At 73.3% G+C, this 16,978-nt stretch carries 15 protein-coding genes; 8 read left to right on the top strand and 7 right to left on the bottom strand.

Annotation, left to right across the window (positions count from 1 at the left end; genetic code table 11):
- Positions 1-59 precede the first annotated feature (59 nt).
- Both AC068B_RS11935 and AC068B_RS11930 read left to right on the top strand, forming a co-directional pair.
- A complete protein-coding gene (locus AC068B_RS11935; RefSeq protein ID WP_478670921.1) occupies positions 60-1,355 on the top strand; it encodes a hypothetical protein in 1,296 nt (431 codons plus the stop codon).
- A complete protein-coding gene (locus tag AC068B_RS11930) occupies positions 1,337-2,623 on the top strand; it encodes a hypothetical protein (RefSeq protein WP_478670918.1) in 1,287 nt (428 codons plus the stop codon). Before AC068B_RS11935 ends, AC068B_RS11930 begins: the two co-directional genes overlap by 19 nt.
- A 27-nt stretch (positions 2,624-2,650) precedes the next feature.
- Here AC068B_RS11930 and AC068B_RS11925 read toward each other — a convergent pair whose 3' ends face one another.
- Positions 2,651-3,352 (bottom strand): pyridoxamine 5'-phosphate oxidase family protein, encoded by a 702-nt coding sequence (locus AC068B_RS11925; RefSeq protein ID WP_478670914.1) that lies wholly within the window; start codon positions 3,350-3,352, stop codon positions 2,651-2,653.
- Between the two features lie 185 nt (positions 3,353-3,537).
- Here AC068B_RS11925 and AC068B_RS11920 point away from each other — a divergent pair, with 185 nt between their 5' ends.
- Entirely contained in the window at positions 3,538-6,399 is a 2,862-nt protein-coding gene (locus tag AC068B_RS11920; protein WP_478670911.1) for a glycoside hydrolase family 2 TIM barrel-domain containing protein, read from the top strand.
- 12 nt (positions 6,400-6,411) lie between these two features.
- Here the strand turns inward: AC068B_RS11920 and AC068B_RS11915 are convergent, their stop codons facing one another.
- A complete protein-coding gene (locus AC068B_RS11915) occupies positions 6,412-7,224 on the bottom strand; it encodes a dienelactone hydrolase family protein (RefSeq protein ID WP_478670909.1) in 813 nt (270 codons plus the stop codon).
- A gap of 48 nt (positions 7,225-7,272) precedes the next feature.
- Here AC068B_RS11915 and AC068B_RS11910 point away from each other — a divergent pair, with 48 nt between their 5' ends.
- Together AC068B_RS11910 and AC068B_RS11905 are read left to right on the top strand one after the other, a co-directional pair.
- Positions 7,273-8,703: a hypothetical protein gene (locus AC068B_RS11910; RefSeq protein WP_478670907.1), complete on the top strand. Its 1,431-nt coding sequence runs from the start codon at positions 7,273-7,275 to the stop codon at positions 8,701-8,703.
- Positions 8,704-8,746: 43 nt separating this feature from the next.
- Complete coding sequence (locus tag AC068B_RS11905) at positions 8,747-9,544, top strand: cupin domain-containing protein (RefSeq protein WP_478671278.1); 798 nt, start codon at positions 8,747-8,749, stop codon at positions 9,542-9,544.
- On the opposite strand, the gene AC068B_RS11900 is transcribed toward AC068B_RS11905, so the two are convergent.
- Both AC068B_RS11900 and AC068B_RS11895 read right to left on the bottom strand, forming a co-directional pair.
- Positions 9,541-9,951, bottom strand: a complete 411-nt coding sequence (locus tag AC068B_RS11900; RefSeq protein WP_478670905.1) for an NUDIX hydrolase — start codon at positions 9,949-9,951, stop codon at positions 9,541-9,543. The two genes, AC068B_RS11905 and AC068B_RS11900, sit on opposite strands and share 4 nt — an antisense overlap.
- Positions 9,952-9,988: 37 nt before the next feature.
- On the bottom strand, positions 9,989-10,669 hold the full coding sequence (locus AC068B_RS11895) for a DUF4389 domain-containing protein (protein ID WP_478670903.1): 681 nt from the start codon (positions 10,667-10,669) through the stop codon (positions 9,989-9,991).
- Between the two features lie 126 nt (positions 10,670-10,795).
- Here AC068B_RS11895 and AC068B_RS11890 point away from each other — a divergent pair, with 126 nt between their 5' ends.
- Entirely contained in the window at positions 10,796-11,212 is a 417-nt protein-coding gene (locus AC068B_RS11890; protein ID WP_478670901.1) for a VOC family protein, read from the top strand.
- Here the strand turns inward: AC068B_RS11890 and AC068B_RS11885 are convergent.
- Positions 11,209-11,937 (bottom strand): DUF6597 domain-containing transcriptional factor, encoded by a 729-nt coding sequence (locus AC068B_RS11885; RefSeq protein WP_478670899.1) that lies wholly within the window; start codon positions 11,935-11,937, stop codon positions 11,209-11,211. The genes AC068B_RS11890 and AC068B_RS11885 overlap by 4 nt on opposite strands.
- A 10-nt stretch (positions 11,938-11,947) precedes the next feature.
- Entirely contained in the window at positions 11,948-12,886 is a 939-nt protein-coding gene (locus tag AC068B_RS11880) for an AraC family transcriptional regulator (RefSeq protein ID WP_478670898.1), read from the bottom strand.
- 93 nt (positions 12,887-12,979) lie between these two features.
- Here AC068B_RS11880 and AC068B_RS11875 point away from each other — a divergent pair, with 93 nt between their 5' ends.
- The gene (locus AC068B_RS11875) at positions 12,980-13,852 is read left to right on the top strand and encodes an SDR family oxidoreductase (protein ID WP_478670896.1); all 873 of its coding nucleotides are present in this window, start codon (positions 12,980-12,982) and stop codon (positions 13,850-13,852) included.
- A gap of 90 nt (positions 13,853-13,942) precedes the next feature.
- Here AC068B_RS11875 and AC068B_RS11870 read toward each other — a convergent pair whose 3' ends face one another.
- Positions 13,943-15,121, bottom strand: a complete 1,179-nt coding sequence (locus AC068B_RS11870; RefSeq protein ID WP_478670895.1) for a YihY/virulence factor BrkB family protein — start codon at positions 15,119-15,121, stop codon at positions 13,943-13,945.
- Between the two features lie 17 nt (positions 15,122-15,138).
- Between AC068B_RS11870 and AC068B_RS11865 the strand changes: the two genes are divergently transcribed.
- On the top strand, positions 15,139-16,773 hold the full coding sequence (locus AC068B_RS11865; RefSeq protein ID WP_478670893.1) for an acyl-CoA dehydrogenase family protein: 1,635 nt from the start codon (positions 15,139-15,141) through the stop codon (positions 16,771-16,773).
- Positions 16,774-16,978: the final 205 nt, after the last annotated feature.

Below are 16,978 nucleotides of genomic sequence, written 5' to 3'. Positions count from 1 at the left end.
CGCCCAATTGATAGCGTCCGTTCCGATCATGGTGCCGTGCACGGGGGAAGGGGAGCGCCATGCCCGAGATGGGCGCGCCGCGCATCCGCAGGCGCACCTGGCTGGTGGCCGCTCTGGTGGTGACCTTGCTGGCCGCGTCGTCGGTGACCTGGTTCGCGGTGTCGCGGGCCGAGGAGCGTGAGGACACGCTTGACGCCAACCGTGAGCTGGTCGCGCGCGGCTGTGCGGGCCTGCTCCGGGAGGAGTTGTACTCCTCCGCCCCGGATGACGAGCGGGGCGTACTGGACGCGTACGGAACGTTCCTGGAGCCCGGTCAGGAGAGCCGCGCACTGCTGGACTGCACCCTGGCCCATGTGGGCGACGGCGGCGCATCGGCAGCGCGGGTGCAGGCCCGGGTGCGGGCGGAGGCGGTGCCCGACCGCACGTCCCCCGACGGCGTGACGGGCGACTTCGGCCTGCCTCTGCCGCCGAGCGCGACGGGCAGCACGGGCGCCGCGGACCGGTGGGGCACCGGCGCGGCGGCGTCGGCCTCCCTGCTCGTCGACTGCCCGAAGGGGCTGGACGGGCGCGGCCGTTCGGTGCGGGACCTGCTCGTGTCGGTGGAGCTGCCGTCCGATGCGGACGAGGCAGACGACGCAGACGACGCAGACGAGTACGACGTCCCGAAGTCCGAGCGGATCGCCGCCGCCCGGACGGCCGCGAAGATCGCCAACTGGGTGTCGCGCAAGCAGGGTTGCGGGAGCGAGCCGCTGCCCACCGAGCCCGGCGGCGCCCCGGCGAAGGCGCCGGAGCTCTGCGCATGGCTCTCCCCCAAGGGGCTGGGGTCGACACCGGGCAAGTGGTCCTACGGCGGGAACGACTCGGTGTACAACCGGCGCACCGGCGCCTGCGGCGGGCAGTGGGAGGACACGGCGGGTTCCCCCGGCCACCTCACGGTCAAGGCGGCGGGCGCGCAGAGCTGGTCGGGCGTCCTGGCGGGCGGCGCGTACGACGAGTACGCCGACGATTCGCTGGTGCCCGACCCCAGGAATCCCGGCCCCGGGACGGCCGCGCACGACAAGCCCGTGACGGTCGAGCAGTCGGGCGACGACCCGCAGCTCGCCCTGTGGGCCCGGTCCGAGTGCGTGGCGGGTCCGACCTATCACCGCGTGTCGGTGACCCCCGAGTTCGACTTCGACTACGGCCCGGAGGAAGGCAAGGTCGTGCTCGAACCCAAGGACCAGCGGCGCCTTTCGCGGAAGGTGCACACCGTGCTGGACCGCTATCTGGCGGCGCCCGACGGGTGGCCCCGGCGTTCGCAGTGCCACGACACGAAGATCATGGGAGAGGTGGCGGAGTGGCGCGGGCGCGACTGAGCTGGCAGACGACGACCGGGCGTGTCGTCCTGTCGTCCTGTGGGGCGCTCGTCGCCCTGGCCCTGATCGCGGGCGGCTACTACTGGTGGGGCGGTCCGCGCGAGCACCGCATGGCTCAGCAGGTGCTCGACGAGGCGTGCGAAGGCGTGCTGCCCTCGCGCGAGCTGCGGGACGTGCTCGGGGACGGGCCGTTCGAGAAGAAGCCCGGCCGGGTGGACGTGCTCCTTGCGGAAGAGGACGCGGACAGCGACCGGGCCAAGGAACGCACGGTCACCTGTGGCGTCACCGGCGACGGCGTGCCCGTGGCGGGCGGCAACTCGAACAGGGCCGAGGTCCAGGTCACCGTGCAGAGCGTGCCGCAGCGGCGCGGTGACGAGACCGGCGTGGACCCCGCGTCCGTACGTGCCTTCGAGAGGGGACCGACGTACCCGCAACCGGCGGTCGAACTGCCGCCCGTCGGGCTCGGCAACGGCTGGCGGGGCCTGTTCACGACCGCCGAGTCCGACGGCAGGAGCCAGACCCACAGCAGCAGCGCCACCGTGACGACGCTCCTGGACTGCGCCAGGGACCGCGGCGGGCTCCTCGTCACCGTCGAAGCGGGGGACCAAGACGTCACGCTGGACGACCCGCGCCGCCGGGCCGCTTTCGCGCGGGTCGCCACGGGGACGGCCGCGAAGGCTTCCGAGAACTGGGGGTGCGACGCCGAGCTGGGCAAGCCGCCGCGCACGGTGGCGCTTCCGGTGAACGCCGACGAGAGCGTGCCGGTCGCCGACGCGTCCGGGACCTGCCGGGGCGTCCCCGGCCGGGGCGCGCGGCTCTCCCGGGCCTGGGAGTCCGCGCGCGCCGCCAGCCCCGTCGAGGTGTGCGTCGTGGCGGGCGACCGGCCCGAACCGCCGGGCACCGGGCGGTCGGACGACACGCCCCGCTACCACCTCACGGCGTCCTACGGCCCGTACGCGGAGACCGATCGCCTCGCCTACGAGAAGCGCCACGGTCAGTACACGGAGAAGCCTGGTCCCGGCGAGGCCGAGTCGGGACGGCTGGTGGACGGCGGCCACTGGGCGAGCGCGGCCTGCCGGGACGGGAGCGGCCCCGCGCTGTTCATGGTGCGGGACAAAGGGGCGTGGCGCGAGGACCGGACCGGCTCGTACGACAAGAAGCGCAAGAAGCCGTCCGCGGCCGACCTGGCGTACGAGCGCGCCGCGCTGAAGGAGTTCGCGGAGCGCTCGGCGCGGGCCCACGGCTGCGGGACTCCGGAGCTCCCCTGAGGCCCCCACGTAAGCCACCGCGGGCGCTCACCCCTGTCGGGTACCGCTCCGCCCCGCGATGTGCCGCGGCGGTTCGATGGCCGCGGGCAGCAGCGGATCCGGCACCGGCGCGCCCCACGTGGCCGTCAGCGGCAGGTTGCCCGCCCAGATGCCGAGGGCGGCGTCCGGGCCCGTGCCGTCGTCCGGCGGGCCCGCCGCCACCTTGACCGAGGCCTCCGCCAGGGAGAGGGCGAGCAGGGTGGTCGCGGCGAGCTCCTTGCGGCTGGGGCGGCGGGCGTAGTCCCACTGGCCGGGCGTCGCGTGCTCGGTGAGCAGCCGCAGTCCGCGCAACTTCTCTTCGGGGTCGGTCACCTGGCGCGGGACGCCGTGGATCATCGCGCTGCGGTAGTTGACACCGTGCTCGAAGACCGAGCGGGCGAGGATCAGCCCGTCGATGTGCGTGACGGTGACGCAGACGGGCGCGTCGGGGTCGGCGGCGAGGCTGCGGCTGGCGACGGAGCCGTGCAGGTAGAGGTGGGTGTCGTCGCGGCCGTAGACGGTGGGCACGACCATCGGGCGGCCGTCGACCAGGACGCCGAGGTGGCAGACGAAGCCCGCGTCGAGGACGGCCTCCAGATCGGCGCGGTCCAGGCTGCCCTGCTCGCGCAGGCGGCGGTGGCGGGTGCGGTCGGTGACGGGCAGGGTCGCGGGGAGCGCGGCACCGTTTCGCTGCTCATGGTGATCGTTCACGTCGCGCCAAGCTACCGATACCGCGCACAGATGGCCATAGTTCTACGGAATTCGTCGTACGACACGCGGCACAGCACGATATGCGCAGTACACGCGTCACGCGTCCAAGCCCGCCCCGAAGAATCCAACGACTGCCACCACTGGAGGATGGCGGGCTCCCGCCCCCGCGAGGTCTCATGGAACCCATGGAGCTTCCCCACCACGAGGACGTGTCCCCCGGCACCGGCAGCCTCCCGCCCCGCGCGTGGTACGCGACGTCGGACGCCGCCACCCTCTCCCTCAACGGCCCATGGCGCTTCCGTCTCTCCCCCACCGCCGACACCGAGGACGACACCTTCGCCGCCGACGGATACGACGGCGGGGCCTGGGACGAGATCGCGGTGCCCGGCCACTGGGTGCTGCAGGGCCACGGCGCGCCCCAGTACACCAACACGCACTATCCGTTCCCGCTCGACCCGCCGCGCGTGCCCACCGAGAACCCCACCGGCGACCACCTGCGCACCTTCGACCTGCCCGCCGACTGGCCGCGCGACGGCGCCGCCGTCCTCCGCTTCGACGGCGTCGAGTCCTGCGCCCGCGTCTGGCTGAACGGCACGGAGCTCGGCGACTTCAAGGGCTCCCGCCTCCCCCACGAGTTCGCCGTCGGCGAGCTGCTGCGCCCCGGGGGCAACGTCCTCGCGGTCCGCGTCCACCAGTGGTCCGCCGGTTCGTACCTGGAGGACCAGGACCAGTGGTGGCTGCCCGGCATCTTCCGTGACGTGACGCTGCTGCACCGGCCCGAGGGCTGCGCCCGCGACTTCTTCGTCCACGCCGCCTACGACCACCGCACGGGCACGGGCACGCTGCGGGTCGAATCGGACGTCCAAGGGCGCGTCACCGTCGCCGAGTTGGGCATCGACGTGGCGACCGGCGAGGAGGTCGCCGTCACTGTGGAGCCGTGGACGGCCGAGACGCCCCGGCTGTACGACGCGACGTTGGCCACGCCCGGCGAGCGCGTCCCGCTGCGCGTCGGCTTCCGCACGGTCGCCGTCGAGGACGGCACCATCAAGGTCAACGGCCGCCCCCTGCTCTTCCGCGGGGTGAACCGCCACGAGTTCCACCCGGAGACGGGCCGCGCCCTCGACGTCGAAACGATGCGCGCGGACGTCCTGCTGATGAAGCGTCACAACGTCAACGCCGTCCGCACCAGCCACTACCCTCCCCACCCCGCCTTCCTCGACCTCTGCGACGAGCTCGGCCTGTGGGTCGTCGACGAGTGCGACCTGGAGACCCACGGCTTCGGAGCCGTCGGCTGGCGCGCCAACCCGGTCGACGACGACCGCTGGACGCCCGCCCTCCTGGACCGCGCGGCCCGCATGGTCGAGCGCGACAAGAACCACCCCTCGGTGGTCCTGTGGTCGCTCGGCAACGAGTGCGGGACGGGGCGCGGCCTGACCGCGATGGCCGACTGGATCCGCGCGCGCGACGACAGCCGCCTGCTCCACTACGAGGGCGACCGGTCCTGCGCGGACACGGACGTGTACTCACGGATGTACGCGGACCACGCCGAGGTCGAGCGCATCGGCCGCGGCGAGGACGAGGGACCGGAGAAGCGGCGGCGGCTCCCGTTCCTCCTCTGCGAGTACGCGCACGCGATGGGCAACGGACCCGGCGGGCTCAGCGAGTACCAGCAGCTGTTCGAGACGTACGACCGGCTGCAGGGCGGCTTCGTCTGGGAGTGGATCGACCACGGCATCGCGCACCCCGCGTACGAGTACGCGTACGGCGGCGACTTCGGCGAGGAGCTGCACGACGGGAACTTCGTCTGCGACGGCCTCGTCTTCCCCGACCGGACACCGTCCCCCGGGCTCGTCGAGTACAAGAAGGTGATCGAGCCGGTCCGCATCGAGGGCGACGGTCCTTCCGGCACGGTCACGATCACCAACCTCCACGACTTCGCCGACCTCTCCCACCTCCTCTTCACCTGGTCGTACGAGAAGGACGGCACGACGGTCGCCGAGGGCGCCCTCGCGGTGCCGCAGGTCGGCCCCGGCGAGCGCGCGGAGGTCCGGCTGCCGTCCCCGCCGCGCCGGGACCCGGACGCCGAGACCCAGTGGACGGTGCGGGCCTCGCTCGCCGAGGACACGGCGTGGGCGGCGAAGGGGCACGTGGTGGCGTGGGCCCAACTGCCCGTCGAGTACGGGATGATCCTGCCCGTGCCCGGTGGCGCGAGGCCCACCACGGACGCGGACGGCAGGCGGATCACGCTCGGCCCCGCGTCCTTCGACGCCCGCACCGGCGCCCTCCTCGCCCTGGACGGCCGCGAGATCACCGGCCTGCGCCTGGACGTGTGGCGGGCCCCCACCGACAACGACAACGGCATGCCCTGGCGCCCCGAACCCTCCGTGGCCGCCCGCTGGCGCGCACTCGGCCTGCACCGGATGCACCACCGCGTCGACGCCGTCGAGCCGACCGACGAGGGGCTGACCGTGCGCACCCGGGTGGCGCCCGCGGCGAGCGATCTGGCGCTGCGCACGGAGTACCACTGGGCGTCGAACGGCAGCAGGCTGCTGCTGCGGATGTCCGTGACGCCGGAGGGCGACTGGACCGTGCCGCTGCCGCGCCTCGGCATCCGCTTCGGGCTGCCGGGCGCGGCGGGACGGGTGCGGTGGTTCGGCGGCGGGCCCGGCGAGGCCTACCCCGACACGGCGGCCGCCTCGCTGATCGGCGTCTGGGAGTCGGACGTCGACGCGCTCCAGACGCCGTACGTGCGCCCGCAGGAGAACGGGGCCCGCGCGGCCGTCCGCTGGGCCGAGGTCGGCGGGCTGCGCGTGGAGAGCGACGGCGCCCCCGCGTTCACCGCCCGCCGCTGGACCACCGAACAGCTCGACGCCGCCCGCCACCGCACCGACCTCACCCCCGGCGACACGGTCTGGGTCAACCTCGACATCGACCGGCACGGCATCGGCACCCAGTCGTGCGGTCCCGGCGTCCTGCCGCAGTACGAACTCCGCGCCACCCCCCGGCCTTCGTCACTGAGCTGCATCTTCTCGGTGGTGGACGGCTGAGCGGCCCGGCCCTCACCCCGTGGGGGCCAGCCGCTCCCGCAGGAACTGGACGACCCGCTCGCGCGCGGCGTACGCGGGGTGCCCCGGCACCTCGCGCACCTCCTCCGTGAGCACGGAGTGCGCCGACTTCGCGAACCCCGTCTCGTTGCCCGGCGACGAGTCGAGCTCGATGACCTCGAACGCGTCGCCGAAGTGGCGGCGCAGGGTGGCGAAGCGGTCGCGCGGGACCATCTTGTCCTCGCTGAAGCGCAGCCCGAGCGCGCACAGGCCCTCGTTCTTGGTGCGGGCCACGATCGTGTCGAACTCGTCGCGGGACATGCCGGGGTCGACCCGGCGCGCGGCGCTCACCGGGAGCGGCAGCGAGGGCTGGCTGAGCACGGGCGCGAGGACGACCTCGTCCGTGGCGGCGGCCAGCGCGAAGCCGCCCGTGAAGCACATGCCGATGACGCCGACGCCCGGACCCGGCGTGCGGGCGGCCAGGTCGCGGGCGAGGGCGCGGAGGTAGTCGGCGAAGGGGCGCCGGGCGTTGGTGGCGAAGGCCCGGAACTCGGAGGCGACGCAGACCCGGCCGGCGACGCCCAGGGCGTACGGTACCGAGATCGGACGGCCCGGCTCGCCGAACGGGGACGGGATCGCGACGGTGAAACCCTGCTTCACCAAGTGCTCGCCCAGGCCCAGGACTCCGGGGTGCACGCCCGGGATCTCTGGAACCAGGACGACCCCCGGGCCTGTCCCTTTCTCATGGACATCATGGGTGAGACCGGCCCCGGTGAACGGGGCCCTGTTCCATCCTGTGAGATCCGCCGTCGGTTCCGAATCCCGCACGGTGCTCACTCCCTTTCGTCTCAAGTGTCATATGGGTAGGTGGAGTTCATGCCTACAGCACGCATGCGCGCAAGCACAGACCCCGCCGGGCATCCCGTGCCACCCGAACCGCCTCCCGACCCGCCGTCGGGGCGGATGGTGACGTGGCTCGGGCGGTTCGGTCCCGTCGCCGTGGGCTATGCCGTGTTCCAGGCCCTGGTGGGGCTGCTGCCCGACGCGCTGTTCGGGGACACGGCCCGCTATTCGCTCGCCGTGGTCAGCGGGCTCGGGACGGGGATCTCGGCCTGGCTGGCCGCCGCGCTGCTGCGGGCCAGGGGTGCGTCCGGCGACGGGCACACCGGCGGTCCGGACGGGGTGCCCTCGCCGCGCCGCCCGCTGCCGGGAGCGGCGCCCGGCGCGGCGGGACCGGGAGCGCCGGGGCCGCTGCCGGGGCTCTCCGCCGCCACGTACGCCGCCCTCGTCGAGCGTCTGACGGTCTTCGACGACCCGCCGCACGGCCGCCTCACCGGCTGGCCGCACGCCCTCGACGAACAGCCGGAGCCGGTACGGCCGACGCCGACCGGTACCGCGTACGGACTGCACATCGCCCTCGAACTCGGCATGCCCGACGGGCGGTTGCGCACCTCCGAGCTGGTGGAGACGCTGTGGCGGCTGCGGCTGCCCGAGGGCGGCTGGGCGGCCCGCTCGCAGGGCACGGTGGGGCGCCCCGAGGTGACCGCGCTGGTTCTCGGCGCGCTCGCGCGGGCGGGTGCGGAATCCCGGCTCCTCGCCACCGAGGCGGAGCGCTGCACGGAGCGCTTCACCCGCGAACTGGAGCCCTCGGGGGCGGAGTTGACCCACGTGGTCACCACGGTCCTTCGCGGACTGCTGCGCGCCGCGCCCGGCTCGCCCGCCCTGCCGGTCCTGCGGGACGCGCTCGTCGACGGGGCCGTCACCGATCCGGCGCGCGGCCACCGGCGCTGCTGGGGCTCCCGGCTCACCCCGCCGCGCGGCAGGACGGTGGCGCCCTCGGCCGTGCACACGGCGCAGGCCGTCGTCGCCCTCGACCGGGCGGCCCGGGTGCTCGGCGAGGACGCGAACGCCCGCGCCACGCGCGAGGAGGGCATCCGCTGGCTGCTCTCGTGCCCCGGGCCCGCGCACGACGGCTGCGAGGACCTGGAGAGCGGCCACGAGACGGTCCGCAGGCCGCACCCCGTCGACGCGTCGCGCGCCGAGGTGCTCGCCGTGCGGCACTTCTCGGCGGCCTGGGTGGTGCGGGCGCTGCTCACTCCGGACGCGTCCGCGGTCGCCGCCGACGAGGACAGGGCAGCGGTCTGGCAGGAGATGCTCGCGGGTTCGGCCGCGTCCGTGTGGCGGCAGCAGGACAACGGGATCTGGACGTGGGAAGGGGACGATCTCGCCTACCCGCTGTGGATGACCTACCAAGGCCTTTCGGCGCTGCGGGCACATGCCGTATGGATGTATCAGCCGGGTGGCTGAGCCCCTGGCGCGGGGCGGGTGCGCGGACGAGGGGGAGAGTGCATTGGGTGGTCGGCACGTCCAGGACGCCAGGCGGCTCCTGGCGGAGTCACTGGCCGGTCCCGCGGGTGACGAGCTGGTGCGGGAGGCCCGCGCCGCCGTCGCCGAACTGGGCGCCCCGCGGCGCCTGTTGCCGCTCGTGCGTGAACTGGCCACCGGCATCGGCGACCCGTCGGGGTGCGCGCTCCTCTCGTACCGCCACGTCCTCGGCTTCGACAAGCTGCTCCTGATCGACGGCGGACCGCGGCACATGCTGCGCGCGCACGTGTGGCACCCGGGCCGCGGCACCCGCGAGGACATCCACAACCACCGCTCCCCGCTCGCCTCGTACGTGGTGCGGGGCACGCTCGGCATGGAGCTGTACGAGCCCGCGGATCCCGGTGTGGACGAGGGCGTCGCCACGTCCTGGTACCGGGAGTCGTTGACGGGCGAGCAGGGCGACTGGCTCCTGGAGCCCGCGGGCGGCGCGCGGCTGCGTCTCGCGCAGAGCGCGCAGTACACGGCGGGGAGCGGCTATGCGCTGCCGCCGCACGTGCTGCACCGCGCGTGGTGCGCCTCGGCGCGGCCCGCGGTCACGCTGTTCCTGGAGACGGGGGCGGGGCGGCGGCGGTACACGGATGTGTTCGCGGGGTCCGGGGCCGCGGAGGGGGCTCACACGGACGACACGGACGACACGGCCGCCACAGACGACACGGCCGACGCGGCGGGGCGTGCGGTGGCGAAGAAGCCTCTTGAGGTGAACGACTATCTGGCGGAGCTCTCGGCGCTGGCCGGGCTGCTCGCCGACGGGCCGATGGACTAGCTGAAGGCCTGGCGGACGATCTCGCGGTTGTAGTCGTCGATCCGGACGGTGCCGAGCTCGGCGGGGTCGAGCCAGCGATGGTCCTGGTCGGGCATCGGCAGGACCACGTCGAAGGTGAGGGGCCGGACGAGGAAGTTGTCCTGCCAGTTCTTGACCTCGTGCCCGTGATAGGTACTGACGAAGGAGGATTCGCCGACCTTGCGCAGGACCCTGCCGAGGAGTCCCGTCTCTTCCTTGAGCTCTCTCAGGACGCCGTCCCGTGGACTCTCGCCGGGCTCCAGCTTCCCGCACGGCACGCCCCACACGCCGGGCAGGAACCGCTCGGTCTCGCTGCGACGCACGAGCAGCACGCGGCGGCGGAACACCACGACAGCCGCCGCGAGCCGGTTGTCACCGGGATAGTCCATGTCCTCCAACGTAGCGGGGAATCGGGGACCGTGACAGTCACGGCAGCGGCTCGTCGGCCACCGGTTCGCGTTCTCCCTGGTCGAGGCGGAACGGAGGGTAGACGTCCGTCAGCAGAGTGCCGTAGGCCACCACCCGCGCGCCCCAGCGGTGCAGTCCTACGTTGAGGTCGTACATGCCCCTCGGGTAGTGACCGCGGAAGAGCAGCACCACGCCCGCGTACACGGCGAGCAGCCCGGCGAGGCCGACGTTGAAGCGGTAGGCGCCGGTGATCAGGGAGAGGACCACGAGCTGCGGCAGGACGAGCAGCCACCACTTGACGAGCACCAGACCGCGGGAGAGCCGCTCCGGACGGTCGATCTCCAGGTGCGCGGGATAGTCCGGCACGTCGTGGAGCGAGAAGGGCGGATAGCGGTCGGTGCCGAGCACGCCGTACGAGTAGTACTCGACGCGCCAGGTCCAGCGCAGCACGCCGACGTTGAAGTCGAAGAGGGCGCGCGGATAGCGGGCCGTGATCAGGATGGCGACGAACGCGACCACGGTGACCAGGAAGAACGCGATCCAGAGGAAGGCGAGGACGAGGTAGTGCGGGATCGCGAGGAGCCACTTGACGAGCCACAGCCAACGGGACGGCGCGGGGTCGTACTCCGCGCGGAGCCGGACCGGCCCCGCCAGGCGCTTGTGCAGTGAAGGAGGCGCGGACGACACCATGGCGATCATCTCCCTGGCGGGTACGGGACCGCACCCGCTCTCTCCTTGTACGGCCGGAAGCCGCCTTCGACAAGAAGAGGCACCGTGTCCGTTTCCTTCAAGACCGGGTGCGGGACCGCTGCCTACGCTGCGGACATGAACAGCACACCGACAGCACCCACCCCCCGATTCGACCTGATCGGTCTCGTCGTCTCCGACCTGACCGCCACGCTCGCCTTCTACCGCAGGCTCGGCCTGGAGTTCCCCGACGGGGCCGAGAGCCTGCCGCACGTGGAGGCGGCGCTCCCCGGCGGCCTGCGCATCGCCTTCGACACGGAGGCGACCGTCCGCTCCTTCCACCCGGACTGGCAGCCGCCCGCTGGCGGGGGCCGGATCGGGCTCGCCTTCCACTGCGGGACGCCCGCCGGGGTCGACGCGGCGCACGAGGACATGACGGCCGCCGGGCACGCGAGCGAGCTCAAGCCGTTCGACGCGCCCTGGGGCCAGCGGTACGCGGTCGTGCTCGACCCGGACGGCAACGGCGTCGACCTCTTCGCGCCGTCGGCGCCCTAGGGACCGCAGCCGAGCAGCGTGCCGAGCGGCGCCCCCGCCAACTCCTTGACGTCTCGGGCCAGATGAGCCTGGTCGGCATAGCCCGCGACGGCCGCCGTGTCCGCGTACGGCATGCCTTCGCGGGCCAGCGCGAGCGCCCGCTGCAGGCGCAGCACCCGGCCCAGCGTCTTGGGTCCGTAGCCGAAGGCGGGCAGCGAACGGCGGTGCAGCAGGCGGGCGTTGACGCCCGCGTCCGCCGCGGTGCGCGCGACCGAGCGGCCCGCGCCCAGCGAGGCGACGATGTGGGCGAGCAGCGGGTCGGGCGGTTCGGCGTCGGCGGCGCGCTCCACGGCGACGGCCTCCAGGACGGCCATCGGGTCGCCCGCGTCGTCCACCCGCTCGGTCAGGCGGCGCGCCTCGGCCGCGGTCCACAGGTCCGCCAACTCCTGGCGCCGGTCCAGGAGTTCATGGGCGGGGACGCCGAGGAAGGCGGGCGCGGTGCCGGGGTAGAAGCGGATGCCGACATAGCGGCTGCCGGGGGCCACGGCCTCCGGAACGTACGCACGGGTGTCCGGGCCCGCGACGAACAGCCTGCCCTCGGTCCACAGCAGGTCCATGCAGCCGTCGGGCAGCACGGGGCGGGTGTCGCCGGGGGCGCCCGTGGCCACGCGGGTCCAGACGACCGCGCCGGTCAGCCGGGACGGCCGCTCCCGGTAGTCGCCGGGCGCGACGCTCTCTGTGGCCACGGGATCCAGGTTACGCCGGGCTCCCCCGGTGTTCCTGCGGGCTGACCCCGTACACCCGCTTGAAGGCGCCGGACAGGGCGAACGCGCTGCCGTACCCGACACGGCGGGCGATGGAGGCGATGGTCAGCCCGCTGTCGCGGAGCAGGTCGGCGGCGAGCGCGAGCCGCCAGTTCGTCAGGTACGTCATCGGGGGCTCCCCCACGAGGTCCGCGAACCGCCGGGCCAGCGCGGCACGCGAGACGCCCGCCTTCGCCGCGAGGTCCGCGATGGTCCAGGGGTGGGCCGGGTCGTCCTGCAGCAGCCGCAGGGCACGGCCGACGACCGGGTCGCCCATCGCCCGGTACCAGGCGGGCGCCTCGGCCTCGGGGCGGGAGAACCAGGCGCGCAGTGCGGCGATCAGGAGCAGGTCGAGGAGCCGGTCGAGGACGACGGCCTGGCCCGGCTCGTCCTTGCCGATCTCCTCGGCGACGAGCGGTGTGAGCGGGCACTGCCACACCTCGCCGGGCAGCACGAGCAGCGGCGGCAGCGCGTCGAGGAGCCGTCCGGTGATCTCGCCCTGCATCTGGTAGGTGCCGATCAGCATCTCCACGGAGCTGTCGCGTCCCTCGCCCCAGGCGCGCGGGCCGAGGTCGCGGTAGCGGGCCACGGGGGCGCCGTCGAGCGGGACGCAGCGCTCCCCAGGCTGGATCTCGGCGAAGGGCGCGGTGGCGGGGTCCCCGGCGCAGGTGTAGTGGTCGGGGCCGCGGGCGATGGCGAGGTCGCCGGGGCGGATGCGCTGGGCGGGGGTCCCGTCCGCGGGGGAGATCCAGGCGTCCCCGCGCACCATGACCATGACCGAGATGGGGGCTTCGTCCGCGATGCGGACGGACCAGGGCGGGTCGAACAGCGCGCGGATCATAAAGGCTCCCCGTGCGCGCGGTCCTTCCAGCAGTCCGGCGAGTACGTCCATGGCGGAAGCGTAGACGTACGCGTAGACGCACGCGTATGGCCGTGAGCTCCTCGGCGATGGTTCCCGGGCCTGCGCGGCAGTTGACTGGCATGCATGACGACGAACACAGCGAACACGGGGAACACGATGGACACGACGGACACGAACATGACGGTTCTGGTGACGGGCGCGACCGGGCGGGTGGGTCGCAGGGTCGTGGAGTCGGCCGAGGCGGCCGGGCTCACGGTGCGGGCGGCTTCCCGGTCCGGCGCGGTGCGGTTCGACTGGACGGACCGGTCGACCTGGGCGGGCGCACTGCACGGCGCCGACGCCGCGCACCTCGCGTATCTGCCGGACGTCGGGGCTCCCGGCGCGGCCGATGCGGTCGGCGCGTTCGCCCGCGAGGCGGTCGCGGCGGGCGTACGGCGGCTCACGCTGCTCTCGGCGCGCGGCGAGGACCAGGCGCACGCGACCGAGCAGGCGGTGCGGGACTCGGGTGCCGAGTGGACCGTCGTGCGGGCCAGTTGGTTCGCGCAGAACCTCAGTGAGGGCCCGCTCCTTGACGAGATGCGGGGCGGGCAGCTGGTGTTCCCCGCCGGTGAGGTGCTCGAACCGTTCATCGACGCCCGGGACATCGGGGACGTGGTGATCGCCGCGCTGACCGGCGGCGACCGGTTCACGGGCCGGACCCTGGACCTCACGGGACCCCGGCTGCTCTCGTTCCGGCAGGCGGTGGCGGAGGTCGCGGCGGCGGCCGGGCGGGAGATGACATACGTGCCGGTGTCCGCCCATGACTACGGGGCGGCTCTCGCACAGTTCGGGGTGCCCGCCGAGGAGGTGGAGTTCCTGATCGAGCTGTTCGAGACGAACCTGGACGGCCGCAACGCGAAGCTCTCCGAGGGGGTACGGGAGGCGCTCGGCCGGGGTCCCAGGGACTTCGCCGAGTTCGCCAAGGAGCAGGCCGAGGCGGGCACCTGGAAGGTGTGAGCGCGGGTTCCGGGGTGGGGGCCGGGGGTGGGGGTGGGCTGGGGCGGGGTCCCGGGGGGGGGACCCCAGCCCGCCCCCGGACCCCGTTCCTCAGTCGCCGGAGGGGTTGTTGCCCCCGGGCCCATTTGCGTTCCGCTTCGCGTGCTTCGGCTGTTTCGCGGGCGTGCGCAGCCGCGACTGCACGTCGTCGGGCGGCAGGAAGCGCGACCAGCGCTCGGGGAACTCGGACGGCATCTCGGGGTCGTCGGGGTCGTCCGGGTCCGTCACCGCCTCGCGCGCGGCGGCCGCGCGGGCCACCACCTCGGCGGCCTGCGCCTCCCTTATGCGGTCGTTGGCGGCGCGTGCCGCGGCCGTGGCGACGGACGGCCAGACCCGGTCGATGGCCGCGTTGACCGCGGCGCCGACCAGGACCGCGAACGCCGACACACCGATCCACAGCAGCACGGCGACGGGCGCCGCGAGCGAGCCGTAGATGGTGGGGCCCTCCACCGTGCTGGTGAGGTAGATGCGGAGCAGGAAGCTGCCGAGCACCCACATCGCGAGCGCGATCAGCGCGCCCGGCATGTCCTCGACCCACGGCGAACGCACCGGCACTGACACGTGATACAGCGTCGTCAGGAAGACCACGGAGAGGATCACGACGACCGGCCAGTAGAGGATCTGGACCACCGTCGTGGAGCCGGGCAGCAGTTTCACCACCGCGTCCGGGCCCGCCACCATCAGGGGCAGCGCGATCGAGCCGATGAGCAGCGCCACGATGAACAGGCCGAAGGCGAGCATCCGGGTCTTGACGATGCCGCGCGCGCCGTCGAGGCCGTACATCACGGTGATGGTGTCGATGAAGACGTTCACGGCGCGCGAGCCGGACCACAGGGCGAAGAGGAACCCGATGGAGATGACGTCGGGGCGGCTGACCCGCATCACGTCGTCCAGTATCGGTTCTGCGATCTGGTGGACGCCCCGGTCGGAGAGGACCGTGCGGGAGGCCTCCAGGATGTTGCTCTGCAGGCTGGTGATGGTGTCCGCGCCGGTCCACCGGTCGACGTACGCGAGCAGCCCGATGAGGCTCAGCAGCAGCGGCGGGACGGAGAGCAGCGTGAAGAACGCCGCTTCGGCCGCGAGCCCCAGGATGCGGTACTCGATGCACGAGTTGACGGTGTCCTTGAGCAGCAGCCAGGCGGTCCTGCGCATGGAGACGTTCCGGTAGAGAGCGCGGGCCCGTTTCCAGCGGCCCGACGGCCGCCCGGGTGTTTCTTTTGCCTGGTGCACCTCCTTACCGTAGCGGCATGGCAGCCAGCACCCACACAGTGACCAACCAGGCTCCGCCCCTGGTGGGATATGACGTATTCACGTCCGACCGGGCCCTCGTGGAGGGGGTGGAGCGGCATCTGGATCCGGCGCTCCTCGATTCCGCCCGTGCCGAGCTCTCGTTGCTCGGCCGGGCCGCGGGTTCCGCCCAGGCACGGAAGTGGGGAGACCAGGCGAACGAGAATCCGCCCGTTCTGCACACACATGACCGTTACGGCAACCGGATCGACGAGGTCGAGTTCCACCCCGCGTGGCACCGGCTGCTCGGCAAGGCCGTCGCCGCGGGCCTGACCACCGCCTGGTCGCGGCCCGGCGGACATCTGCGCAGGGCCGCCGGGTTCCTGGTGTGGACACAGGCCGAGGGGGGCCACGGCTGCCCGGTCTCGATGACGCACGCCGCGGTGCCCGCGCTGCGCGCCGACCCCGCGCTCGCCGCCGAGTGGGAGCCGCGCCTGACCTCGACCGTGTACGACGCGGGGCTGCGTCCCGCGTCCCAGAAGGCCGGTGCCATCTTCGGCATGGGGATGACGGAGAAGCAGGGCGGCAGCGACGTACGGGCCAACACGACGCGGGCGCAGGCCCTCGCGGAGGACGGGACCTATGCACTGACGGGGCACAAGTGGTTCTGCTCCGCGCCCATGTCGGACGGGTTCCTGGTGCTTGCGCAGGCCGAGCAGGGGCTGACCTGTTTCCTGGTGCCCCGGGTGCTCGATGACGGCTCGCGGAACGCGTTCGCCATCCAGCGGCTCAAGGACAAACTGGGCAACAAGTCCAATGCGTCGAGCGAGGTCGAGTTCGACGGGACGTGGGCGCGGCGGGTCGGGGACGAGGGGCGCGGGGTGCGCACCATCATCGAGATGGTGGCGGCGACCCGCCTCGACTGCGTGATCGGCTCCGCTGCGCTGATGCGGCAGGCCGTGGCGCAGGCGGTGCACCACGCCACGTACCGGGAGGCGTTCGGCGGCAGGCTGGTCGACAAGCCGCTCATGCGCAACGTACTGGCCGATCTGGCGCTGGAGTCCGAGGCGGCCACGACGCTGGCGCTGCGGCTCGCGGCGGCCTACGACGACGGGAGCGAGCAGGAGCAGGCGTTCCTGCGGCTCGCGGTGCCCGCCGCGAAGTACTGGGTGACCAAGCGGTGCACGCCGCTGGTCGGCGAGGCCCTCGAATGCCTGGGCGGCAACGGCTACGTGGAGGAGTCGGGCATGCCGCGGCTGCTGCGCGAGGCGCCGCTCAACTCCATCTGGGAGGGCTCGGGGAACGTACAGGCCCTGGACGTGCTGCGGGCGCTGCAGCGCGAGCCGCGGGCCCTCAACGCGTTCCTCCAGGAGGTCGGGAAGGCGCGCGGCGCCGACCACCGTCTGGACGCCGCGATCAAGGACCTGCTGACCGAACTGGCCGACCTGGAGGGCATCGAGGGGCGGGCGCGACGGCTCGTGGAGCGGATGGCGCTGGTGCTCCAGGGGTCGCTGCTCGTGCGGTACGCGCCGCCCGAGGTCGCCGACGCGTTCTGCGCCTCGCGGCTCGGCAGGGACTGGGGCGCGGCGTTCGGCACGCTGCCGCACAGCCTCGATCTGTCGGCGGTGGTGGAGCGGTCCGCTCCCGGCGTCTAGCCGAGGGGGGTACGGGGGTGGTGCTGCGCCGACACGGCACCACCCCCGTCTTTCAGGCCCCTTGAGGAGCGTGAACACCGCACGGGCGGCGTTGGTGTCCAGATTCGTGCACCGTCCGGGCATCGGCCAGGGTTGCAGGAGGTTGCAACTCGCCGTGCCGTCCTCCCGATTCCTCGCCGATGAGGCGCCCGGGGAGGCGCACAGG

The sequence above is a fragment of the Streptomyces sp. NPDC042371 genome (assembly GCF_056437465.1).
Note: the sequence above shows the minus strand (reverse complement) of the source record. Positions and strands in the feature narration are given on the sequence as shown.

Bases quoted from the DNA above. Each gene is read 5' to 3' on its own strand.
- AC068B_RS11880 (WP_478670898.1), bottom strand. From the start codon at position 12,886: ATGGACGTACTCGCCGGACTGCTGGAAGGACCGCGCGCACGGGGAGCC.
- AC068B_RS11910 (WP_478670907.1), top strand. From the start codon at position 7,273: ATGCCTACAGCACGCATGCGCGCAAGCACAGACCCCGCCGGGCATCCC.
- AC068B_RS11900 (WP_478670905.1), bottom strand. From the start codon at position 9,951: ATGGACTATCCCGGTGACAACCGGCTCGCGGCGGCTGTCGTGGTGTTC.
- AC068B_RS11865 (WP_478670893.1), top strand. From the start codon at position 15,139: ATGGCAGCCAGCACCCACACAGTGACCAACCAGGCTCCGCCCCTGGTG.
- AC068B_RS11895 (WP_478670903.1), bottom strand. From the start codon at position 10,669: ATGATCGCCATGGTGTCGTCCGCGCCTCCTTCACTGCACAAGCGCCTG.
- AC068B_RS11890 (WP_478670901.1), top strand. From the start codon at position 10,796: ATGAACAGCACACCGACAGCACCCACCCCCCGATTCGACCTGATCGGT.
- AC068B_RS11875 (WP_478670896.1), top strand. From the start codon at position 12,980: ATGACGACGAACACAGCGAACACGGGGAACACGATGGACACGACGGAC.
- AC068B_RS11935 (WP_478670921.1), top strand. From the start codon at position 60: ATGCCCGAGATGGGCGCGCCGCGCATCCGCAGGCGCACCTGGCTGGTG.
- AC068B_RS11920 (WP_478670911.1), top strand. From the start codon at position 3,538: ATGGAGCTTCCCCACCACGAGGACGTGTCCCCCGGCACCGGCAGCCTC.